The organism is Micromonospora desertarenae (genome assembly GCF_056150265.1).
Genome location: NZ_JAXCFQ010000001.1, coordinates 316,934 through 339,387 on the forward strand (window position 1 = coordinate 316,934; position 22,454 = coordinate 339,387).

The window sequence follows — 22,454 nt, forward strand, 5'->3', positions numbered from 1 at the left end:
ACCCGCTCGCTCACTTGTCCTGCCCTTCGTTCGCGACCGCGGGGCTCCGCTTCGCTGCACTCCTCGCGCTCACCGGGAACCCTCCAGGTCGTGCAGCGCGCGCTGGACGGCGCGCAGGTAGTCGGCGTGCCCGACCTCGAACCAGTGCCGGGTGCTGTCCTTGACCGGGCCGGTGTACCGCTCCCCCGCCCGCGCCTGCGCCTTGGCGGCGAACGCCGCCGCCCGCTCGGGGCGGGTCTGGCGCAGCCGCAGCAGCCGGGCGAAGAGCACCATCTGCCAGTGCGCGAGCGGGAAGAGGCCGGAGTCCGGCTGGAGCAGGCCGGCCACCGCCAAGGTGGGGTGCCCGGGGGCGAACGCGTGCAGCCAGAGCGTGGGCCGGCCCGTCCCGCCGTCGTCGCCGAGCACCTTCGGGTCGAGGAACTCGAAGCGCGGCAGGTAGCCGGTGGCGAAGACGACCAGCTCCGGGTCGATCCGACGGCCGTCGGTCAGCTCCACCCCGTACGCGTCGAAGCGGGCGACGTCCGGCACCGGGCTGATCCGGCCGTGGCCGACGTAGTAGACGAGCTGGCTGTTGGCGATCGGGTGCGTCTCGTAGACCCGGTGGTCGGGCTTGGGCAGGCCGTAGCGGGTCAGGTCGCCGACGGTCAGCCGCAGCGTCCAGTGGTAGAGCCACTGGCGTACCCGCCGGGGCACCCGCAGCGCGAGCAGCGAGTCGTTGACCTGGTCGGCCGGGCGGCCGAACACGTACTTCGGCGCGTACCAGTAGCCCCGGCGGGTGGAGTGCCAGCACTGGGCGGCCTGCTGGGCGGCCTCCACGGCGATGTCGCACCCGGTGTTGCCGGCGCCGACCACCAGCACCCGCTTGCCGCGCAGCTGCGCCGGGTCCTGGTACGACGAGGCGTGCATGACCTCGCCCCGGAACTGCTCCAACCCCTCGTAGCGGGGCAGCTTCGGCGACCAGTTGTGCCCGTTGGCCACCACCACCGCCGCGTACCGGGCGGTGCGCTCCGGGCCGTAGCCGCCGGTGCTGCGGGTGGTCACGTCCCAGCGGTCCCCCTCGGCCGGCTCGACCCGCACCACCTCGGTGCCGAACCAGATGTGCGCGCGCAGGTCGAAGTGGTCGGCGTACCGCTCGAAGTAGGACAGCAGCTGGCTGTGGTGCGGGTAGTCCGGCCAGTCGTCCGGCATCGGGAAGTCCGGGAACTGGGTGAACGGCCGGGACGAGATCAGGTGCGTGCTGGCGTACACCGGGCTGCGGTCGTGCCGCCAGTTCCACGCGCCGCCGACGCCGGTCTCCCGCTCGTAGCAGTCGACGCCGAAGCCGTGCTCCTTGAGGTTCTTGATGGCGGTGAGGCCGCTGGCCCCGGCGCCGATGACGCAGACCGTGTCGCCCCGGTCGGAGACCGGGCGGCCGTCACGGGTCAGGGCGAGCGTGGTCGCCTCCGGGTCGGGCCGGCCGGGGTCGGTGGAGGTGGGCACCGGGGGAATCTCCTTTTGTGCGGCACGAGTGCCGGGTCGCGCGAAATCCTCTCCACATCAGCGCCGGTTGTCCAGCCCCGGTGGCGGCGCGGCCGGTCAGCCGGCGGGCAGCAGCAGGTCGACCAGGACCGGGAAGTGGTCGCTGGCCCGGCGGGTCTGCGGGGTGTCCACCACGTCGTAGTCGACCACGGTGATCCGCGGGTCGACGAAGAGGGCGTCGATGCGGCGGCGCGGGTTGGCGCAGGAGTAGGTGAGCCGGTCGGCGCGGTCCATTGCCACCGCGGTGTCGGTCAGCCCGCGGGCCACGGTGGCCCAGGCCGGGCCGTCCGGTCCCTCGTTGAGGTCGGCCGCGGCGATCACCGGCGTGGCGGCGGCGTCCAGCTCGCGCTTGAAGAGCGCGGCCTGCGCCGGCCGCTCGGCGGGGTCGGTGGACAGGTGCGAGCCGGCCAGCGTGAACGGGGCCGCGCCGGCGACGACGCACTCGGCGTACGCGGCGCCGCGCAGGTGCCGCCCGGGGGTGAGCGGGAAGCGCTGGCACCGGCTGGCGGTCACCCGCACCCGCAGGCTGGTCAGCAGCAGGTTGCCCAGGGCGGGCAGCCCGCCGGCGGCCACCACCAGGCCGAACGACTCGGCGAGCGCGGCGGACTTCTGCCGCCACCGGAACCGTCGCGGCCCCTCCTGCACCACCACCACGTCCGGTGCGGCGGTGCGGACCACCGCCGCCAGCGCCGCGGTGTCGTCGCGCTGGCTGTGGATGTTGTACGACACGACGCGCAGCGGCACGCCGGGGGTCTGCGTCACCGGAGCCGTCCTCAGAGCCGGCGGGCCAGGTCGGCCGCCCCGATCACGCCGGCGCTGTTGCCCAGCTCGGCGGGGCGGATGTCGGCCACCGGCAGCCGGCTGCGCTGGGCCAGCGCCTCGGTGAAGGAGCGCCGGGTCGGGCCGAGCAGCAGGTCACCCGCCTCGACCACGCCACCGCCGACCACCAGCACCTGCGGGTCGAGGATCTGCGCCATGTCCGCGAGGCTGGTGCCCAGCCACCGCCCGACCTGCGCGAACGCCTCGGTAGAGACCGGGTCGCCGCCCTGCGCCGCGGCGGTGACCATCGGGCCGGTGATCGCCTCGGACTCCCCGCCGGCCAGCTCCAGCAGGGCGGTGGCGCGGTGCGGCTCCTGGCGGGCCGCGGCGCGGGCGAACCGCACCAGCGCGCTGCCGCTGGCGTACTGCTCGATGCAGCCGAGCCGGCCGCAGCCGCACTGGTGCCCGTCCGGCACGGTGAGCATGTGGCCCAGCTCGGCGGCGATGCCGTTGGCGCCGCGCAGCAGTTCCCCGCCGAGCACGATGCCGCCGCCGACCCCGGTGCCGATGGTGAACATGACCATCGAGTCGTCGGCGTCGCGGGCCGCGCCGTGCCGGAACTCCGCCCAGGCGGCCACGTTGGCGTCGTTCTCCACGATCACCGGCAGGCCGGTCGCGGTGCTGACGTACTCGCGCAGCGGCTCGTCGCGCCAGGCCAGGTTGGGCGCGAAGAGCACGGTGGAGCGGCTGGCGTCGATCCAGCCGGCCGCGCCGATGCCGACCGCGGTGATCGGCTGGCTGGTGGACAGCTCGGCGACCAGCTCGATGATGACGTCCCGGGTCTTGCCGACATCGTCGGCGGGAGTGTCCCGTCGGGCCTGCACGAGCACCGTGCCGGTGTCGTCCACGACGCCGGCGGCCACCTTCGTGCCACCGACGTCGACTCCGATGGTCAGCGTCACCGCTGCCACTCCCCTCTGCTGTGCCGCCCGCACCGGCCGCGGCCGGTGGGTGCCGAGATGTCTGGTCAGGCCCCGTCGCCCGGAGCGTCCGCGGCCGCGTCGCCGGGCACCCGCGAGGCGGGCACCACTGGACGGTCGGCCGCCGCCCGGACGGTGCCCGGCGCGGCCGCCCCGGCGACGTCGACGGGCGGCACGGCGGCGGCCGGGGCGTTCACGTCCTCCGCCCGGGTCGCGGCGGACCAGACGTCGGGCTCCGGCGCCGGTTCGGAATCATGCCCGCTCCGGGTGGCCTCGCGCCACACACGGTCGTCGTCGGCGCCCGGCCGGGCGTCCGCGGCGGGGTGGTCGGCGCCGGTGGCCGCCGCCCCGGCCGGTGGCGGGGTCGCCGGCGACGGCTCGGCCGCGGCGAACGCGCGCAGCAGGCTGGCCACGCCGGCGGCCAGGTCACCGGCGCCGGTGGCGAGCCGCTCGGCGAATTCCGGACTCGGGTCGCGCAGGGCGGTCATCGCCCGACAGATCGGGCAGACGCAGCATTCGGCCGTACCGGTGGCGAAACCGCCGCCGCCACGGGCGCCGGACGCGCCCGACCCGCCGCTGTGACCGAGGACACTCGACACGATCCCACCGAGCGGGCCGAGGCCGCCGGCCGCCGAACCCGACGCGGCCAGCCGCGCGGTGGCCAGCAGCGTGGCGACCAGTCGTTCCGCCTCTTGCCGGGCCGTGCCCGGATCCGTTGCACCCACGCTGGGCTCCTCTACCGGGGCGGCCGGTTCGCCGCACGCGTCACTGCGCCGCACCGGGTGCTTCTACCCGGCGCTTCAGCTGCTTCAACGCGGTATCCATGATCATTTTCTCGGCCTTGCGGCGGAACATCCCGAGCATCCCGACGGAGAGCTCCACCTCCAGGGTGTAGGTCACCGTGGTGCCGCCGTCGGGGTTGGCGACCAGGTCGTACGAGCCGCGCTGGGACTTCTGCATCTTCGACGGCGCCACCAGGTGCCACTCGATCCGGGTGAGGTCCTCGGCGTACTCGTAGGCCAGCACGTACTCGTCGGCCATCACGCCGGCGTCGATGGTGAACCGCACCTGGCTGGCGTAGCCGTCCTCGTACTCCTCGATCACCTCCACCCGCCGCACCGCCTCGGTCCACTCCGGGTAGGCCGGGAAGTCGCAGATGACCGCCGCCACCCGGTCCGGTGGCGCGCCGATGATGATCGACTGGGTGGAGGAGTCCGCCATGGGGGGAGGCTACCCGGCGGCGGGGGCAACCTGCCTACGCCACCCACCTGCGCGGGCGGGTAGGTTTCGACGGGAGCCGACCAGCAGCTGGCGGCCCGCCCCGGTCAGTGTGAGCGCTAGGGAGTGCAGGTGCGCGAGTTCTCCGTCCCGCCGATCGTCACCGTCGGCGACGCGGCCAACCTCACCGACCCGGTCTGGGACAACGCCGAGGTGGCCCCGGACGCTGTGCAGTTCGTCCGGCCCGCCCCGGCCGGCGACGGCTCGGCCTGGGTGGACGTCACCTGCCGGCAGTTCCGCGACGAGGTGGTCGCGGTGGCCCGCGGCCTGGTCGCGGCGGGCGTCCAGCCCGGCGCCCGGGTCGGCCTGATGAGCCGCACCCGCTACGAGTGGACCCTGATCGACTACGCCATCTGGGCGGCCGGCGGGGTCACCGTGCCGATCTACGAGACCTCCAGCGCCGAGCAGGCCGCCTGGATCCTGGCCGACTCCGGGGCGGTCGCCTGCGTGGTCGAGACCAACGCGCACGCCACGCTGCTCGCCGGGGTCCGGGACCGGCTGCCCGAGCTGGGCCAGGTCTGGCAGATCGACCTGGGCGGGGTGGACGACCTGGTCGCGGCCGGCGCGTCGGTCGACCCGACCGAGATCGACCGCCGCCGGGCGGCGCTGCGCTCCGGCGACGTCGCCACCATCATCTACACCAGCGGCACCACCGGCCGGCCCAAGGGCTGCGTGCTCACCCACCGGAACATGTACGCCGACATCGCCAACGCGGTGCCGGTGCTGCCGAACCTGTTCAACGCCGGCGCCTCGACCCTGCTGTTCCTGCCGCTGGCGCACGCCTTCGCCCGGCTGATCCAGATCGGCGTGGTGCACGCCCGGGCCACCATGCGGCACTGCTCGGACACCAAGAACCTGGTCGCCGACCTGCAGGACTTCCGGCCCACCTTCGTGCTGTCGGTGCCCCGGGTCTTCGAGAAGGTCTACAACGCGGCCAAGCAGAAGGCCGAGGCGGACGGCAAGGGCAGGATCTTCGCCCGCGCCGAGGCGGTCGCCATCGCGTACAGCGAGGCGCTGGAGACCCCGCGCGGGCCCGGCCTGGCGCTGCGCGCCCAGCACGCCGTCTTCGACAGGCTGGTCTACGGCAAGCTGCGGGCCGCGCTCGGCGGCCGGTGCCGGGACGCCATCTCCGGCGGCGCCCCGCTCGGCGCCCGGCTCGGCCACTTCTTCCGCGGCATCGGGGTCACCGTGCTGGAGGGCTACGGCCTGACCGAGACCTCCCCGGCGGCCGCGGCGAACCTGCCCAGCGGCACCCGGATCGGCACGGTCGGCCGGCCGCTGCCCGGGGTGACCATCCGGATCGACGACGACGGCGAGATCCTGATCGCCGGCGACCTGATCTTCCAGGGCTACTGGCGCAACGAGGCGGCCACCGCCGAGGCGCTCACCCCGGACGGCTGGTTCCGCACCGGCGACCTCGGCCAGCTCGACAACGACGGCTTCCTGACCATCACCGGCCGGAAGAAGGAGATCATCGTGACCGCCGGCGGCAAGAACGTCGCCCCGGCGGTGCTGGAGGACCAGGTCCGGGCGCACCCGCTGGTCAGCCAGTGCGTGGTGGTCGGCGACCGGCAGCCGTTCATCGCGGCGCTGGTCACCCTCGACGAGGAGGCGCTGCCGGCCTGGCTGGCCGGGGCCGGCCTGCCGGAGGGCACCACGGCCGAACAGGTGCGCGGGCACGAGGGGCTGCGGGCCGAGATCCAGCGGGCGATCGACCTGGCCAACCAGGCGGTCTCCAAGGCCGAGGCGATCAAGGTGTTCCGGATCCTGCCGCACGACTTCACCGAGGCGACCGGGGAACTCACCCCGTCGCTGAAGGTCAAGCGGCAGGTCGTGCACAAGACGTACGCGGCGGAGATCGCCGAGATCTACCAAGGCTGACTACTATCCGTCACGTGCCCGCCTCGACACCCACCCGGCCCCACCCCCATCCCCTCGCCGCGGCCGCGCGCGTGGTGGTGCTGGCGCTGGTCGCCGTCCTGACCCTGCTCGCCACGCACGACGCCCGCCAGCTCTGGTGGATCGCGCTGCTGGCCGTCGCCGGGCTGCCCGCCCTGCTGGCCCCCGAGCACCGGCTGGTCGGCCCGCTCAGCCGGGTGGCCGAGGTGGTGCTGCTCGGGCTGGCGGCGAGCCAGGTCGGCGCGGTGGCCACCATCGGCGGGGAGATCGGCGGGCTGGGCGCTTCCGCGGTGCTGCCCTACCTGGCGGTCCCGGTCACCGTCACCGCGCTGCGCCGGCGGTTCCGCGAGGGCGCGGTGCTGCTCGCGGTCGCCGCGGCCACCCTGCTGGTGACCGGGGCGCTCACCGAGGTGGACGGCCGGCCGCAGCTCACCCAGCTCGGCTACCTGGCGGTCTGCGCGCAGTGGCTGATCCTCGCCGCGCTCGGCCTGTACGCCGCCCGGACGCTGCACCGGGTGATGCAGGCCCGCAACGAGGGCAAGCCCCAGCCGTACGCGGAGGCCACCCGGCTGCTGACCCAGCTGCGCACGGTGGCCCGCCAGTTGCCCGGGGCGACCCTCGACCCGGGCGGCATCTCCGAGCACCTGCTGGAGGAGCTGCGCTCGGTGGCCCCGGCCGACCGGGCGGCGGTGCTCTCCGCCAGCGGCGGCGGTCGGCTGGTGGTGCTCGCCCAGGTGGGCGTGGACCGGGTGGACTGGGAGACCACGCTCGACGCGGACTCGGCGATCGCCGACGCGTGGGCCAGCCAGCAGCCGCAGACCGCGGCCCGCTCGCAGGCCCGGTCGCACCGCGGCGGCGAGGTGTCGGCGCTGATCGTGCCGCTGGTCGCTGGGGTGCGCACGGTGGGGCTGGTGGTGCTGGAGGCCGACGCGGCGCAGGCGTATCCGGCCCCGGTGATGTCCCGGGTGACCGCGCTGACCGGCCCGGCCGCGCTGCGGCTGGAGGCCGCGCTGCTCTTCGACGAGGTGCGCTCGCTGGCCACCAACGAGGAGCGGCAGCGGCTGGCCCGGGAGATCCACGACGGGGTCGCCCAGGAGCTGGTGATGGTCGGCTACGGCATCGACAACGCGCTGGCCACCGTCTTCGACGACGCCGAGGAGACCGCCGAGGCGCTGCGCACCCTGCGCGGCGAGGTCACCCGGGTGATCACCGAGCTGCGGCTGAGCCTGTTCGAGCTGCGCAGCGAGGTGGACCGGCACGGTGGCCTGGCCGCCGCCATCGCCGAGTACGCCCGCACCGTCGGCGCCTCCGCCGGATTGCGGGTGCACCTGTCGCTGGACGAGTCCACCGCGCGGCTGCCGGCCGCCACCGAGGCCGAGTTGCTGCGCATCGCCCAGGAGGCGGTGACCAACGCGCGCAAGCACGCCGGGGCGTCGAATCTCTGGGTCACCTGCGAGGTGGACCCCCCGTACGCGCAAATCGAAGTGTCGGATGACGGTCAGGGGATGGGTGACCAGCGCACCGACGGGCACTACGGTCTTGCGATCATGGCCGAGAGGGCGGAACGTATCCGGGGCCGGTTGGAGATCAGGCCGCGGCAGCCGAGCGGCACGACCGTGGCGGTGGTGGTCGGTTCCTCGCCCCGGCGCGATAACGTGCGCGGTAGCGCAGCGGCAGCAGAAGGGGAGTAACCCGAGGATGACCACAAGTCCGACACCGGCCACCCGTACCAAGGTCCTCCTTGTCGACGATCACGATCTGATCCGGAAGGGCCTCCGGCACGCGTTCGAGCGTGACCGGCAGTTCGAGGTCGTCGGGGAGGCCGCCACCGCGGCGGAGGGGGTACGACAGGCCGGTGCGCTGCAGCCGGACGTGGTGATCATGGACTTGCGCCTGCCCGACGGAAGCGGTCTGGAGGCCACCCGGGCGCTGCGCAAGTCCAGCGCCTCGATGGGCATCGTGGTGCTCACCATGTACGCCGGTGACGACCAGCTCTTCGGCGCGCTGGAGGCCGGCGCGAGCGCCTTCGTGCCGAAGACCGCCCCGGCCGACGAGGTGGTCGCGGCCGCCCGCCACGCCGCCTCCTCCCCCAGCGCCTTCACCGCCGCCGACCTCGCCGAGGCGATGAAGCGCCGGCTCGCCCCGTCCGGCCCGCAGCTCTCCCCGCGCGAGGGTCAGGTGCTGCGGCTGCTCGCCGACGGGATGAGCGTGGCCGGCATCGCCAAGCAGCTCTTCGTCAGCGAGTCCACCGCCAAGACGCACATCTCCAAGCTCTACGAGAAGCTGGGCGCCGCCAACCGGGCGCAGGCGTTGATGACCGCGCTGCGGCTGGGCCTGCTCGAGGCGCCGGACGCCCCGAAGTTCTGACCCCGCGGGGTCCATCGACGGACGACGACACCGGTCCGCGACCGCCGACGGCGGTCGCGGACCGTCGTGCATCGACCGGCGTGCGTGACGTACGGGTCGGCGCGCTATGGTCTCCCGGGCGCGCGGCGGGCAGAATACCCGCGCGGGCGACGGCGCCCGCGACGGCGACGCGAGGGGTGAGGGCATGCAGCGGCCGGACTGGGCACCCGAGACGATCGACATCGAACGCCCGAGCGTGGCCCGCATGTACGACTACTACCTCGGCGGCTCGCACAACTTCGCGGTGGACCGGGCGGCGGCCCAGGCGATGGTCGCCGCCGTGCCGGAGGCGCCGCTGATGGCCCAGGCCAACCGGGCGTTCCTGCGCCGGGCGGTGCAGTTCCTCACCGAGTCCGGCGTCCGCCAGTTCCTCGACATCGGCTCGGGCATCCCGACCGTCGGCAACGTGCACGAGATCGCCCAGCGCATCGCCCCCGAGTCGCGGGTGGTCTACGTCGACGTCGACCCGGTGGCGGTGGCGCACAGCCGGGAGATCCTCGACGGCAACGACCGGACCGCCGTGGTGCAGGAGGACCTGCGCCACCCCGAGCGGATCCTCGCCCACCCGGACGTCCGCGGGCTGCTCGACCTCAGCGAGCCGGTCGCCGTGCTGATCGTGGCGGTGCTGCACTTCGTCTCCGACGACGACCGTCCCGCCGAGCTGCTGCGTACCCTCCGCTCCGCGTTGGCGCCCGGGAGCTGGCTGGTGCTCTCCCAGGCCAGCGCGGACGGCCGGGAGGGCGACGAGCGGGCCGAGGCGGAGCGGGTCTACCGCAACACCGACAATCCGCTGTGGATCCGCAGCCGGGCCGAACTGACCGCGCTCTTCGACGGCTTCCAGCTGGTCGAGCCGGGGGTGGTCTGGGTGCCGCAGTGGCGCCCGGACTCGGCCGAGAGCGCCGAGGACGCCGAGCGGGCCGCCTTCATCGGCGGCGTGGGACGGCTCGGTGGGTGAGATGCCCGAGGCCAACGGCGCCCGGTCCCGGCCGGGGACCTTCGCCCGGGCCTGGGCCAAGGCGGTCTCCGGCACCAGCTACCTGCCGATGACCCAGGGCCAGCTGGAGGCGCTGCTGCAACGGCTCACCGAGCAGCTGGCCACCGCGCTCTGCTCCGAGCCGTTCGACCTGCGGGTCGGGCACCGGGTCGGCGCGGAGCTGGTGGCTTCGCACATCGCCTCCGCGGAGGGGCTGGGCCGCACCGTCGAGGTGGTCCAGCTCCGGCTGGTCCGCGACCTCGGCCTGGTCGCCGACGACGTGGAGGACCGGATGGCCCGGCTGCTGGCCGCGGTGGCCACCGGCTACGCCCGGGCGCTGCGCGACCGCACGCTGGACGAGCAGGAGTCGATCCGCCGGGCCGCGATGACCGCCCGGGCCGAGGCGGAGCGGGCGCTGCGCGCCAGCGAGGCGCGCTTCCGCCACCAGGCCACCCACGATCCGCTGACCGAGCTGCCCAACCGCACCCTGTTCACCGAGCGGCTGACCGCCGCGATCACCGCGCCGGGTCGCGGCGCGGAGCGGATCGGCCTGTGCTTCCTCGACCTCGACCGGTTCAAGGTGGTCAACGACTCGCACGGGCACCAGGTCGGCGACGCGCTGCTGGTCACGGTGGCCGAGCGGCTGCGCCGGGCGGTCGACGGGCACCTGCTGGCGCGGCTCGGCGGCGACGAGTTCGTGGTGCTGGTCGAGCGCTGCGCCGGCACCGACGACGTGGTGGCGGTGGCCGAGGCGGCGCTGGCCGCGGTGCGCCGGCCGGCCGTCGTGGACGGCCACGAGCTGGCCGTCTCGGCGAGCATCGGCATCGTCGAGCGCCCGGTCGCCGGCGCCACCCCCGGCGACCTGATGCGCGCCGCCGACAGCACGCTGTCCTGGGCGAAGGCGTCCGGCGGGGCGCGCTGGGCGCTCTACGACGCCGACCGCGACCGCCGGGAACTGGCCCGGCAGGCGCTGTCGGCGGCGATCCCGGCCGCCCTGCAACGCGGCGAGTTCTACCTGGACTACCAGCCGCTGACCTCGCTGCGGGACGGCCGCCTGCTCGGCGTGGAGGCGCTGGTGCGGTGGCGGCACCCGGAGCTGGGCGTGCTCCGGCCGGACAGCTTCATCGGGCTGGCGGAGGAGACGGGGCTGATCGTCCCGCTCGGTGGGTGGGTGCTGGCCGAGGCGTGCCGGGAGGCGGAGAGCTGGTCGGCGGCGGGCGGCCGGGCGCCGTACGTCAGCGTCAACCTGGCGGTGCGGCAGGTGCACCGGCCCGGCCTGGTGCAGGAGGTGCGCCGCCTGCTGAGCAGCACCGGCCTGCCGCCGGAGCGGCTCCAGCTGGAGATCACCGAGAGCACGATGATGAGCACCGCGGAGGAGCCGGTGCGGGCCCTGCGGGTGCTGGCCGACCTCGGCGTACGGATCGCCATCGACGACTTCGGCACCGGGTACTGCAACCTGGCGTACCTGCGCGACCTGCCGGTGACCGAGCTGAAGGTGGCCGGCGAGTTCGTGGCCGGGCTGCGCGCGCCGGCGGTGGAACCGGCCAGCTGCACCGACGAGCGGATCCTCGCCTCGCTGGTGTCGCTGGCGCACGCCCTGGACCTGACGGTCACCGCCGAGGGGGTGGAGACGGCCGGGCAGGCCGAGCGGCTGCGGGCGATCGGCTGCGACGCCGGCCAGGGCTGGCACTTCGGTCGCCCCGCCCCCGCCGAGCGGATCCTGGAACGGATCGGCTGACCGTCTCGCCCCACGCCCGGTACGCGTCCCGCCGGTCAGCCCTCCCCCGACAGACACCGCTCCGAGCCCTGTCGAGCTGCCCCGCCGACGGGACCACCGCGGGAAGGACCGGGCGCCGCAGCGCGCCCGGGCGGTCTCGTATCCGGGGCAGCTCGACAGCGCCCGCGGAAGGCACGCCGCCCGCCCGGCATCGACCCGCCGCCCGGAAACGGGGGCAGCTCGACAGCCCTGCCGTGGTCAGCCGGCGAGCAGGGCGGCCATCCGCTGCGCCTGGGTCTCCCAGCGCCACTCCCGCTCCACCCAGGCCCGGCCGGCCGCGCCGAGCTGCCGGGCCAGGTCGCGGTCGGCGAGCAGCCGGACCACCCGGTCGGCGAGCTGCGCAACGTCGCGCCCGCGTACCACGTAGCCGGTCTCCCCCTCGCGGACCGCGTCGGGAGCGCCGCCGGAGTCGCCCGCGACCACCGGCAGTCCGGTCGCCGAGGCCTCCAGGTAGACGATGCCGAGGCCCTCCACGTCCAGGCCCCGGTTGCGGGTGCGGCACGGCATGGCGTAGACGTCGCCGGCCGCGTAGTGCGCCGGCAGCTCGGCCGTCGGCACCGACCCGGTGAAGACCACGTCCCGCTCCACGCCGGTCTGCCGGGCCAGCTTCTGCAGGGTGGCCCGGTACGGCCCGCCGCCGACCACCAGCAGCGCCGCGTCGGGCACCCGCCGGCGGATCTCCGGCATGGCGCGGATCAGCATGTCCTGGCCCTTGCGTGGCACCAGCCGGGACACGCACACCACCACCGGCCGGTCGGCCAGCCCGAGCCGGACCCGGACCGGTTCGCCGTCGACGGACGGGTGGTAGGTGTCCACGTCCACCCCGGGCGCCAGCCGGCGCAGCTCGGTCAGCCCGTGCAGCGCCCGGGCCAGCCGCACCCGGGTGTACTCGCCGAGGTAGGTGGTCACGTCGACGCCCCGGCCGATGCGGCGCAGCGCGGCCCGCGCGCCGGGCAGCGCCGCCCAGCCGACCTCGTGGCCGTGGGTCAGGGCGACCGCCCGGCGGATGCCGGCCCGCCGGCGCAGGCCCGCGGCGAGCAACCCGAGCGGGGCCGCCGCGCCGAACCACACCGTGTCGCAGTCGTACGCGCGGGCCAGCCGGGCGGCCCGGCGCGCCACCAGCGGGGTGGGCAGCAGCACCCGGGTGCGTTCCCGGATCACCTCGAAGGGCTGGTCGGCGTCGAACTTCGCGGCGTCCCGCCAGCTCGACGCGTAGACCACCACCGAGCCGGCGGGCTGGCGTACCGCCAGGTTGTGCACGAAGGACTGGATCCCGCCGGGGCGCGGCGGGAAGTCGTTCGTGATCAGCAGCGTCCGGCTCATCGGCCGGCCTCCCTGGCGTGGGCGCGGGCGGCGGCGATCCGCTCGACCGTGGACGGGTGGGTGGCGGAGTAGAGGTACTCCAGCCGGGGCGGGTCGGGGTCGGAGAGGTTGATCCCGGCCAGTCGCCGCTGCATGGCCTCGAACGCCGCCGGGTCGCCGGTCAGCGCCAGCGCGTGCGCGTCGGCGCGCGCCTCGACCCGCCGCGACATCAGCGCCTGCACCGGGGCGGAGACCAGCCCGGCCACCGTGACCAGCGCGATCAGCAGCGGGAACGCGCGTGGTTGGGCCACCGAGTCGACGCCGGCCAGCCGCAGCAGCGGCGCCCACGAGCCGATCAGGTAGAGCGCGACCACCGCGGCGGCGGCGCCGAGCGCCCCGGTCAGCGTGCCGACCGCCACGTCCCGGTCCTTGGCGTGGCCCAGCTCGTGCGCCACCACGGCGGTCACCTCGTCCGGGCCGGCCTCGCGCAGCAGGGTGTCGTAGACGACCACCCGCCGGGTCGGGCCCAACCCCGAGACGTACGCGTTGACCGCCCGGGTGCGCCGGGACGCGTCGGCGACCAGCACGTCGCGGACCGGCACGCCGTCGCGGGCCGCCATGCTCATCAGTTCGGTGCGCAGCGGGCCCTGCTCCATCGGGGTGAACTTGTTGAACACCGGCTCCACCAGCACCGGCAGGACGAAGCTGAGCAGCACCACCAGGGTGGCCGCGCCGGCCGCGCCGAACGCCCACCACCAGCGCGGGGCGAGCCGGATGACGGCGTAGAAGCCGAGCAGCGCCACCGCCCCGATGACCGCGCTGACGGCGTACGACTTGAGCAGGTCGACGGCCCAGCCGCCCCAGCCGTTGGTGGCCAGCCCGTAGCGGGTGAGCACGGCGTGCCGCCAGGCGGCGAACGGCAGGGTGACCAGGTCGGCGACGAGCACCACGGCCAGCCCGCCCAGGACGGCCTGGGCGATCCAGTGGTCGCCGAAGGGGCGCCCGGCCAGCTCGACCAGGCGGCTGCCCAGCGGGGTCACCCCGAGCGCCAGTGCCACCAGCAGGCCGACGGCCAGCGCCGCCCAGCCGCCGGGGCGCAGCGCCGAGCGGAACTCCCGCGCCCGGGCCACCTGGTCGGCGGGCAGGTCGCGCAGCGCGGCCACCTGGTCGGCCCGCGGCGCGGGCGGCCGGTGCCACGGGATCAGCACCGCGGCGGTGACCACCAGGGCGACGGTCAGGCCGACCAGGGTCAGCACCGCCCAGCCGCGCGGGGTCACCGCGGCCCGCCCGACGCCACGTCGCGACCGTCGAGGAGCCGCACCGCCGGCGTCCGGCGGGGGCCGGGGACACCGCCGATCGCGGCGGGGCTGTCGCCACCGCGCCGTACCCGCGTCATGCCGCCGCTCCCTCCCGCCGTGAGCGCCCATCCTATTGCCCGGGTCGAGCCCCGCCGCGCCGCGCCCGCCGCCACCCGGTGCGGCGGACCCCGGTCCGCCCGTGCGGGCGGACCGGGGTCCGGTCGGATGGTTAGCGGGTCTCCGTCAGCACGGGACCGCGTTCCGCGGGCGGCGCCGTGCCGTTGCGGGCGGCGTCGCCGTGCCCCGGCCACCAGGCGCGGTGGCCCAGCAGCGCGGTGATCGCCGGTACCAGCAGCATCGCCATGACGAAGGCGGAGATCGAGATGCCGATCGCCACGGCGAAGCCCATCTCGGTGAGGAACGCCACCCCGGCCAGCATCATCGAGGCGAAGGTGCCGGCGAGGATCAGACCCGCCGCGGCGACCGACGGGCCGCCGTGCTCGACCGCCAGGTCGGCGGCCGTACGCGGGTCGTTGCCCAGCCGTGCCTCCTCGCGGAGCCGGGCGATCATGAGGATGTTGTAGTCGGTGCCGATCGCCACCACGAACAGGTACAGGATCGTCGGCAGCATGAACGACAGGCCCGGCCGGTCGCCGACCCCCTGGAACGCGAAGACCGTGGCGCCCAGCGTGCTGAGGAAGCCGAGGAACACGGCCGCCATCAGGTAGATCGGGGCGACCAGGCTGCGCAGCAGCAGGGCCAGGATGATCGCGATGAGCACACCGGCGACCGGGAAGATCACCTTCAGGTCCCGGGTGTTGGCGTCCCGGACGTCGGCGAACAGCGAACTGATCCCGCCCACGTACGCGGTGGTGCCGTCGGGGGCCCGCGCGTGCACCACGTCCCGCAGCTCACCGCCGGCCAGGTCCAGCGACTGCGGCGCGTACGGGCTGCGGTCCATCAGCAGGTCGATCCGCGCGACGGTGCCGTCCTGGCTGAGGACGGCGAGGCTGCCGTCCTGGCCGGCCGGCATGATGCCGCCGATGCCCGGCGCGTCCTTCAGCGACGCGGCGTACGTGGCGAGCGTGGCCGGGTCGAGCCGCTGGCCGTCGTCGGAGCGGACGTAGACGGACGTCGGGTTGAGCGCGCCCACCGGGAATCCGGACTGGAGGTCGTCCAGGCCGCGCGCCGACTCGGTGTCGGACGGCAGCTGGCCGGTCTGGTCGTAGTCCCACTTCATCCCGAGCACGCCGGCCGCCAGCGCCAGCATCAGCCCGCCGGACAGCAGCGCCACCACGGCCGGTCGCCGCCCGGTGAACCGGCCGAGCCGCTGGAACGCGGTGCCGCGCGGGGTGCGCTGCCACGACTTCGACGGCCAGAAGATCTTCGTGCCGAGCAGCGACACCACCGCCGGGACCAGGGTCAGCGCGGCGAACGCCATGATCACGACGGCGATGGCCAGCGCCGGGCCGAGGCTGGTGAACGCGCCGAACACCGCCAGCAGCAGGGCGCTGAACGCGATCACGATGGCCGCCGCGGCGGAGGCGATCACCTCGCCCACCCGGGCCACGGCCGCCACCAGCGCCTGCTTGGCGTCGTCGCCGGCGCGCAGCCGTTCCCGGTAGCGGAACAGCAGGAACAGGATGTAGTCGGTGCCCACGCCGTACAGGACGATGGTGAGGATGATCTCCAGGGACTGGTCGACCCGGAGGTCGGCCGCCCGGGCCACCCACGAGATCAGGCCGGGGGCGATCGCGCTGACGATGCCCACCGTCACGATCGGCAGCAGCGCGGCCAGCGGGCTGCGGTAGATGACCAGCAGCAGCACGATGATCAGGATGATCGTGGCCAGGCCCACCACCACCAGCGCGGTGTCGAAGGCGTCGGCGTTGTCGGCGTACATGGCGACGTCACCGGTGACCGCGTAGCCCAGGCCGGTGCCGTCCAGGGTGGACTTCGCCGCGTCGCGGATCTTCGGGATGGTGTCGAGCAGCCCCGGGTCGTCGGGTGCGCCCTTCAGGCCGACGGTCACCAGGGCGACGGTCCGGTTCGGCGAGGGGGTGGGCGGCCCGGCGGTGCCGGTCACGTACTGCGCGTCGACCGTGCCGACCGCCTCGGCCAGCCTGCCCACGGTGGCGAGGTCGGCGTCGGCCAGCGGTTGCCCGTCGGCCCGCTTGACCACGATCGTCGCGGTCGCGTCGTTGGCGGTGGGGAAGGACCGCTGGGCCACCTCCATGGCCTGGACCGACTCGTAGTCACGGGGCAGGAAGTCGGCCTGGTCCTGGCTGGTCACGTCGCCGAGCGCGGGCGCGGTCGCCATGATGGCCACGGTGGCCACCAACCAGCCGAGGATCACCTTCCACGGGTTGTGGACGACGAAGCGTCCCAACCGGTCAAACATCGTCTCTCCCTAAGTTCGCGCGGACGCGCAGCTTGTCGTGCGGGTGGTACGGGCGGTCCGCCGGACGCGCCGAGGGCAGGTCGGTCCCGGGGGCGGTCGCCGGATCGTGCGACATCACCGTCTCCTTTCAGTTCGCGGACTCGCGGTTGAACAGTCGCTTCGACCAGAGATATCCGCCCAGCGCAATGACGGCGCTCCAGGCGAGCGCGATCCACCCGTTGTTGCCGATCGGCTCCTCCATCAGCAGACCACGCAGGGTCTCGATGATCGGCGTGAACGGCTGGTACTCGGCGAACCAGCGCAGACCGGCCGGCATGGAGTCGGTGGGGACGAACCCGCTGCCGAGGAAGGGCAGCAGGACGAGCGGCATGGGCAGGTTGCTCGCGGTCTCGACGCTCTTGCTCACCTGGCCGAGCGCGACGGACAACCAGACCAGGGCGAAGGTCACCACCAACAGGAAACCGGCCGTGGCCAGCCACCCGCCCAGCCCGGCGGTGGGCCGGAAGCCGACCAGCAGCGCCACGCCGATCACGACCGCCAGGCTGATCATCGCCTGGATCATGCTGCCGAGAACGTGCCCGGTCAGCACCGAGACGCGGGCGATGTGCATGGTGCGGAACCGGGTGATGATCCCTTCGGTCATGTCCATGGCGATCGAGATCGCGGTCCCCTGGACGGTGGACGCCACGGTCATCAGGATGATCGCGGGCGCCACGTAGTTGGCGTACGCGGCACGCCCGCCGGCCGCGCCGGCCGATGCCGCCCCGCCGAGCCCGGCGCCCAGCGTGCCGCCGAGCACGTAGACGAAGAGCAGCAGGAAGACCACGGGCATCCCGATGAGCATCACGGTCATCGACGGGTACCGCAGCATGCGCTTGAGGTTGCGGCGCAGCATGGTGGCCGAGTCGCGGAGCGGGTGGAACCGGAGGTTCGCCGGCGGCGGGCCGGTGAGGGTGTGGGCGCTCATCGGGTGGTCACCTTCCCGGTGGTGGGGTCGCCGGTGAGGGCGAGGAAGACGTCGTCCAGGTCGGGGGTGTGCACGGAGAGCTCGTCGACCTCGACGGCCTGGTCGTCGAGCCGGCCGATCAGGGTCTTCAGCGAGCGCAGGCTGCCGTCGCTGGGCACCCGCAGGGCGAGCGCGTCGTTGTCGCGCGAGGCGTCACCCAGCACGCGCAGGGCCGCGTCGAGGTCCCGCGGGTCGGCGAACCGCAGGCGGACGTGTCCGCCCGGGATGCGCCGCTTCAGCTCCTCCGCGGTTCCCTCGGCGACCACCCGGCCCCGGTCGAGGACCGCGATCCGGTCGGCCAGCTCGTCGGCCTCCTCCAGGTACTGCGTGGTCAGGAAGATGGTGACGCCGCCGGCCACCAGGTCCCGGACGATCTGCCACATGTCCCGGCGACTGCGCGGGTCCAGTCCGGTGGTCGGCTCGTCGAGGAAGATCACCTGTGGGCTGCCGACCAGGGTCATCGCCAGGTCGAGCCGGCGCCGCATGCCCCCGGAGTAGGTCGCCGCCGGCTTCCCGGCCGCCTCGGTCAGGCCGAACTGCTCGAGCAGTTGGGCGGCGCGCCGCCGGCCCTCGCCCCGGCCGAGGTGGTGCAGATCCGCCATCAGGCGCAGGTTCTCCTCGCCGGTGAGCAGGTTGTCCACCGCGGAGAACTGACCGGTGACGCCGATCGCGGCGCGTACCGCGTCCGGTTCGCGGGCCAGGTCGTGCCCGGCGACCCGGGCGTCGCCGGCGTCGGCCCGGAGCAGCGTGGACAGGATCTTGACGGTGGTGGTCTTCCCGGCGCCGTTCGCGCCGAGCAGCGAGAAGACCGTCCCCCTTGGCACGGTCAGCTGGAGGCCGTCGAGCACGACGTGGTCGCCGAACGATTTCCGTAGCCCGGTCGCGGCGATCGCCGGCTGGGAGAGTGTGCTGGTCATGGTTGCCTTTCTCCGGGTCCCGAGGTGGATCAGGAGCGGTGGATGGTGATGTCGCCGTAGGAGGTGCGGCCGCGTACCTCGACGGTCTGGTCGGCCTGGTCGGGCCCGCTGGTGTTCGCCAGCCGGTTGTGCACGCGTCCGAACCCGGTGTCCACGTCGAGCCAGGCGGCGGTGCCCTCGGCGATGCCGACGTCCAGGTCGCCGGCGGCGGTCGCGAGCACGACCGAACCCCGGACCACCTCGCCGAGGCGGATCCCGCCGTTGGAGGTCTTCACGTCGACGCCGGCGCCGGCCCGCTCGATGTCGATGGCGCCGTTGGCGTTGCGCACCCGCACGTCGCCGGTGACCGCGTCGATCGTGGTGTCGCCGTTGGAGTTCTTGACCTCCGCGGTGCCCTCGATCTCGCCGACCTGGATCTTGCCGGAGCCGGTGGAGATCTCGGCGTTGCCCGCGATGCCGTCGACGTTGACGTGACCGAACCCGGTGTGCAGGCGCAGTGGACCGGTTCGTTCCAGCCAGAGGTTGCCGGTGGTCTTGAGCCGGCACTCGCCGAGCCGGCCGGCACAGCGGATGTCGCCCATCAGCAGGTGCGCGGAGAGTTGGGAACCGCTGGGCAGCTCGACGGTCACGTCGACCGCCCTGGTCTTCTTGGTGAAGTCGAAGACGCGCCGGGGGCCGGTGACCCGGAGCACGCCGTTGGTGTAGTCGACCCGGACCTGCTGGGCGGCCTTCACGTCGGACTCGTCGGTTTCGTCGCTCGGGCGCACCTCGACCACGGTGTCGGTCCGGTCGCTGGCGGCGATCCGCACGTCGGCAACGCCGAGTTCGAGCGTGACGGAGATCGGCTCGGGCGTCTCGAAGTTGGGCATGGTTGTCTCCGCATCATGCGTGGGTGAGTCGTCCCGCAGGTCGGGGACGTGGTGTGCGGGCGGCGTGCGGTGCGGTCAGCGCACCCAGCCGGTGAAGCGCTGCGGGGTCCGTTTCCCGCCCCCGGGCGCCTCGGGACGCTGATCGCGCTCGGTCCGCTGCACGGCGGCGGCGGCCGCCCGGACCAGCCAGGCGTTGACCGAGCGCCCCTCCCTGGCCGCGGCCTCCTCGACCGCGGCCTTGAGCTGCTCGGGCATGCGTACGTTGATCCGGGCGGCGGGGCCCTCCTCGGCGATCAGCAGGTCGCTCTCCGGCGTGCCGTCGACGGTCGCCGCGGCGCCCCGGGCCGCCGGCCCGAGCGACTCGGCGGGTGGCGGGGTCACCACGAAGTCCGGATCGCGTCCGCGCAGGCGCAGCTCCACCGAGCCCGGAGCCAGGTCCCGGGTGATCTCGTCGGCGGCGGCCGACAGTGCCTCCAGCAGCGTCATCCGGATCGCCGACTCGAGCGACCCGGTCAGGCGCTCGACCAGCGCACGGGCCTCCTCACCGCCGGCTTCGGCAAGCGTGGCGAACTCACGCCCGAGGTTGCTCACATACGACGTCAAGTCCATGGTGCCATCTTGGCACACTCATGGCACCACTACAAGGACCATGGCTCAGCAGTGGTGCCATCGTTGGCACCGTCTGGCACGTCGACGCCGAGAAAGGGCAGGTGAGAAGGCCGTCCGGGATCGGCCAGAACCGTCGGGCCCGGTGGGGTGGGGTCCGCCCCGTCCGGGCCGGCGATGAAGCCGTCCAGGGTGACCGCGATGTAGTACACGAGCTTCCGCACGCCAACTCCTTGCCACATGTTCGGGCGGTCACCGGTCGGTGATCGCCCGACGGATCCCAGCGTCGGGCACCAGCGGGGCGGGATCAACGGCGACTCCGGTAACGGCCGATAACCCGCTGGTTATCGGCAGCGGCCACCGGGCCGCGGAACTCGACCGGGTCGCCGGCCGGTTCGCGCGTCGACTACTTCGGCTGCGCGATCTGGATGAGGTTGCCCGAGTCAGTGGGCGCGCATCAGGAACGCGCCACTCGTCGCGGTCGGTGACCGGGCCACGGCGCGGCGCATGCATTCCGGAGGCGCGCCGGGCCCCCGCGAACTGTCCGGCCCGGTCACGCCACCCGGCGGCGCCGGGTCGGCCGGCGGGCCGAGCGGGGCGCGGCCAGCACCTCCACCTCGAAGCCCGCCCGGGCGAACACCTCGACCGCCCGGGCCTCGGCGCCACCCAGCCCGGCGGCCGGGGACGAATCGTCGAGCAGGGCGGTGACCAGGCAGTCGGAGCAGCCGCTCCCCCGGATCCCGCACCCCGCGCAGTCGATGAGCATCTCGCCTCCTGGTGCGCTGCGGCGACCGGGCACGGCGTCACCGTCACCACCCGAGCACCGTCGGTCACCACGACGTTATGCGCGGGGTACGACAGAAACGGACAACGGCGTCGCGGACGGCCGGAATGCGATCAAGCGCCCCGGATCAGGACCGGGCGAGCCGGCGCAGCAGCGAGTCGGCCCCGAGCGGGTACGCGCCGTGCCGGCGTACCCCGTCGGCCACCTCGCGGTCGGAGGAGACCACCACCACCGGGCGGCCCGGCGGCTCGGCCCGCACCAGGCGGCGGATCAGCTCGTCGGCGGTCTCCCCCTTGCGGGAGAAGAGCACCCGCACGCCGCGCGGCGCCGGCGGCAGGCCGTGCACCCGTTCCGCCCCGTCGAAGACCACGGTGACCTCGTCGCCGGTCTGCGCGGCGATCCCGCCCAGCCCGCTGATCAACCGCTTGCGCTGCTGCTCCAGCGACATCTCGCCGAAGCCCCGCTTGGTCACGTTGTAGCCGTCGACCACCAGGTGCGCCCGGGGCAGGGCGAGGAGCTGGTCCAGCCGGGCCGGATCGTCGGTGTCCCGGGCCCGGGCGGCCGCCCCAGCCGCCGGGCCGGCCGGCTGCTCGGCGAAGGCGTCGGCGACGAAGTCGGCGGGGAGCTTGTCCACCGGGTCCAGCGCCAGTTCCCGGCGCAGCCCGACGGCCGCCTGGCCGATCGTCTCCAGCAGCAGCCACAGCCGGGCGTCGTCGACCGAGCGGGCCTCCTTGGCGCTGGCCCGGGCCACCCCGGCCGCCGCCTCCGCCTCGGCCAGCCGGGCCCGCGCCCGACGCAGCTCCGCGTCGGCGTCGGCCGCCGCCCGGGCCGCCCGGCCGCGCTCGGTGGCCAGCATCTCGCCGGCCTTGCGCTCCCGGGCCTGGGTCTCCCGCAGCGACCGGCTCAGCTGCCGGTTCTCCTCGCGGAGCTGGCCGAGTTCCTCGCGGACCCGGGCCAGCTCGTCGCGGAGCTTCTCCGCCTCGACCCGGGCCACCGCCCGGTCGTGCTCGGCCCGGGTGGCCCGCTGCTCGGCCTCGCGGACCAGCTCGGCGACCACCGCGCTGTCGGCCTCGGCGCGGACCGCCGCGCCGCTGGCCTCGATCAGGTCCCGCCAGCCGCGGGGGCGGGCCAGGTAGGCCAGCGCGGCCACCTCGACCGGGTCGGCGGCCGCCGGGGCGGTCCCCTCGACCACTGCCGCGCCCAGGTCGCCGGCGTCGGCGAGGACCCGGGCGGTGACCCGCTGCCGGAACAGCGGGTCGGCGGCGAGCTGCGCGGCGATGGCCGGGGCGCCCAGGCGGGCCCGCCGGTTGGGCGCGAACTTCGCCACCCGGCGCAGCGGCACCGGCACCTCGTCGCCGGGCAGGCCGGGCAGCACCGCGGCGGTGAGCGCGACGATCCGCTGGCGGACCGGCTCGGGCAGGGTCGGCTCGGGCTCGGGCTCGGGCTCGGGCGACGGCGTGTCGGGCTCCGCCGGGTCGTCCGGGTCGGTCCCCGCACCGGCACCGTGGGCAGCGACGACGGGCTCCTCCTGGGGGAGGTTGTCGTCGTACGGCTCGGTGAGGGGCATGTGGCAAGTCTCCCACCGCGACCGGGCCCACCGCCGGGTGAGTGAGCCGATCTCTCATCCTAAACCCCGGGTGGCCCATGGGGCTGCCGGGACGGGAGTGTCGGACCGGGGCGC

The 22,454-nt window shown here is 74.5% G+C and carries 20 protein-coding genes; 5 read left to right on the forward strand and 15 right to left on the reverse strand.

The window, feature by feature from the left end; translation table 11 throughout:
* Positions 1 to 69 precede the first annotated feature (69 nt).
* The 5 genes from SM577_RS01440 to SM577_RS01460 form a co-directional block, all read right to left on the reverse strand.
* The gene (locus tag SM577_RS01440) at positions 70 to 1,479 is read right to left on the reverse strand and encodes a flavin-containing monooxygenase (protein ID WP_474586102.1); all 1,410 of its coding nucleotides are present in this window, start codon (positions 1,477 to 1,479) and stop codon (positions 70 to 72) included.
* A 96-nt stretch (positions 1,480 to 1,575) separates the two neighbouring features.
* A complete protein-coding gene (locus SM577_RS01445) occupies positions 1,576 to 2,280 on the reverse strand; it encodes an endonuclease/exonuclease/phosphatase family protein (protein WP_302921529.1) in 705 nt (234 codons plus the stop codon).
* An 11-nt stretch (positions 2,281 to 2,291) separates the two neighbouring features.
* A complete protein-coding gene (locus tag SM577_RS01450; RefSeq protein ID WP_302921528.1) occupies positions 2,292 to 3,239 on the reverse strand; it encodes an ROK family glucokinase in 948 nt (315 codons plus the stop codon).
* A 65-nt stretch (positions 3,240 to 3,304) separates the two neighbouring features.
* The gene (locus SM577_RS01455; RefSeq protein WP_474586103.1) at positions 3,305 to 3,982 is read right to left on the reverse strand and encodes a hypothetical protein; all 678 of its coding nucleotides are present in this window, start codon (positions 3,980 to 3,982) and stop codon (positions 3,305 to 3,307) included.
* 40 nt (positions 3,983 to 4,022) lie between these two features.
* Complete coding sequence (locus tag SM577_RS01460) at positions 4,023 to 4,478, reverse strand: SRPBCC family protein (protein WP_474581230.1); 456 nt, start codon at positions 4,476 to 4,478, stop codon at positions 4,023 to 4,025.
* A 129-nt stretch (positions 4,479 to 4,607) separates the two neighbouring features.
* Between SM577_RS01460 and SM577_RS01465 the strand changes: the two genes are divergently transcribed.
* The 5 genes from SM577_RS01465 (at position 4,608) to SM577_RS01485 (ending at position 11,551) form a co-directional block, all read left to right on the forward strand.
* The gene (locus tag SM577_RS01465) at positions 4,608 to 6,416 is read left to right on the forward strand and encodes an AMP-dependent synthetase/ligase (RefSeq protein WP_302921525.1); all 1,809 of its coding nucleotides are present in this window, start codon (positions 4,608 to 4,610) and stop codon (positions 6,414 to 6,416) included.
* Positions 6,417 to 6,430: 14 nt separating this feature from the next.
* Positions 6,431 to 8,125, forward strand: coding sequence for a sensor histidine kinase (locus tag SM577_RS01470; RefSeq protein ID WP_474586104.1), 1,695 nt, complete (start codon positions 6,431 to 6,433; stop codon positions 8,123 to 8,125).
* Between the two features lie 7 nt (positions 8,126 to 8,132).
* Entirely contained in the window at positions 8,133 to 8,801 is a 669-nt protein-coding gene (locus SM577_RS01475) for a response regulator transcription factor (RefSeq protein WP_007072219.1), read from the forward strand.
* Positions 8,802 to 8,985: 184 nt separating this feature from the next.
* Positions 8,986 to 9,795 carry an SAM-dependent methyltransferase gene (locus SM577_RS01480; protein ID WP_474581227.1) on the forward strand — a complete coding sequence of 270 codons (810 nt, stop codon included), beginning with the start codon at positions 8,986 to 8,988 and terminating at the stop codon, positions 9,793 to 9,795.
* A gap of 1 nt (position 9,796) precedes the next feature.
* The gene (locus SM577_RS01485; RefSeq protein WP_474581273.1) at positions 9,797 to 11,551 is read left to right on the forward strand and encodes a putative bifunctional diguanylate cyclase/phosphodiesterase; all 1,755 of its coding nucleotides are present in this window, start codon (positions 9,797 to 9,799) and stop codon (positions 11,549 to 11,551) included.
* Between the two features lie 237 nt (positions 11,552 to 11,788).
* Here the strand turns inward: SM577_RS01485 and SM577_RS01490 are convergent, their stop codons facing one another.
* The 10 genes from SM577_RS01490 to SM577_RS01535 form a co-directional block, all read right to left on the reverse strand.
* Positions 11,789 to 12,913: a glycosyltransferase family 4 protein gene (locus tag SM577_RS01490; protein ID WP_302921520.1), complete on the reverse strand. Its 1,125-nt coding sequence runs from the start codon at positions 12,911 to 12,913 to the stop codon at positions 11,789 to 11,791.
* Positions 12,910 to 14,169: a M48 family metallopeptidase gene (locus tag SM577_RS01495; protein ID WP_302921519.1), complete on the reverse strand. Its 1,260-nt coding sequence runs from the start codon at positions 14,167 to 14,169 to the stop codon at positions 12,910 to 12,912. Before SM577_RS01495 ends, SM577_RS01490 begins: the two co-directional genes overlap by 4 nt.
* A 250-nt stretch (positions 14,170 to 14,419) precedes the next feature.
* Entirely contained in the window at positions 14,420 to 16,591 is a 2,172-nt protein-coding gene (locus SM577_RS01500) for an MMPL family transporter (RefSeq protein ID WP_302921518.1), read from the reverse strand.
* Between the two features lie 127 nt (positions 16,592 to 16,718).
* Positions 16,719 to 17,558 (reverse strand): ABC transporter permease, encoded by an 840-nt coding sequence (locus SM577_RS01505; RefSeq protein ID WP_302921517.1) that lies wholly within the window; start codon positions 17,556 to 17,558, stop codon positions 16,719 to 16,721.
* Positions 17,555 to 18,514, reverse strand: a complete 960-nt coding sequence (locus SM577_RS01510) for an ATP-binding cassette domain-containing protein (RefSeq protein WP_302921515.1) — start codon at positions 18,512 to 18,514, stop codon at positions 17,555 to 17,557. Before SM577_RS01510 ends, SM577_RS01505 begins: the two co-directional genes overlap by 4 nt.
* A 29-nt stretch (positions 18,515 to 18,543) precedes the next feature.
* Positions 18,544 to 19,383 carry a DUF4097 family beta strand repeat-containing protein gene (locus SM577_RS01515; RefSeq protein ID WP_302921514.1) on the reverse strand — a complete coding sequence of 280 codons (840 nt, stop codon included), beginning with the start codon at positions 19,381 to 19,383 and terminating at the stop codon, positions 18,544 to 18,546.
* Positions 19,384 to 19,458: 75 nt separating this feature from the next.
* Entirely contained in the window at positions 19,459 to 19,992 is a 534-nt protein-coding gene (locus SM577_RS01520; RefSeq protein ID WP_302921513.1) for a ribbon-helix-helix protein, CopG family, read from the reverse strand.
* Positions 19,993 to 20,021: 29 nt separating this feature from the next.
* Entirely contained in the window at positions 20,022 to 20,213 is a 192-nt protein-coding gene (locus tag SM577_RS01525; RefSeq protein WP_302921512.1) for a hypothetical protein, read from the reverse strand.
* Positions 20,214 to 20,542: 329 nt separating this feature from the next.
* Entirely contained in the window at positions 20,543 to 20,755 is a 213-nt protein-coding gene (locus tag SM577_RS01530; protein WP_302921511.1) for a hypothetical protein, read from the reverse strand.
* A 145-nt stretch (positions 20,756 to 20,900) separates the two neighbouring features.
* Complete coding sequence (locus tag SM577_RS01535; RefSeq protein WP_302921510.1) at positions 20,901 to 22,340, reverse strand: NYN domain-containing protein; 1,440 nt, start codon at positions 22,338 to 22,340, stop codon at positions 20,901 to 20,903.
* Positions 22,341 to 22,454: the final 114 nt, after the last annotated feature.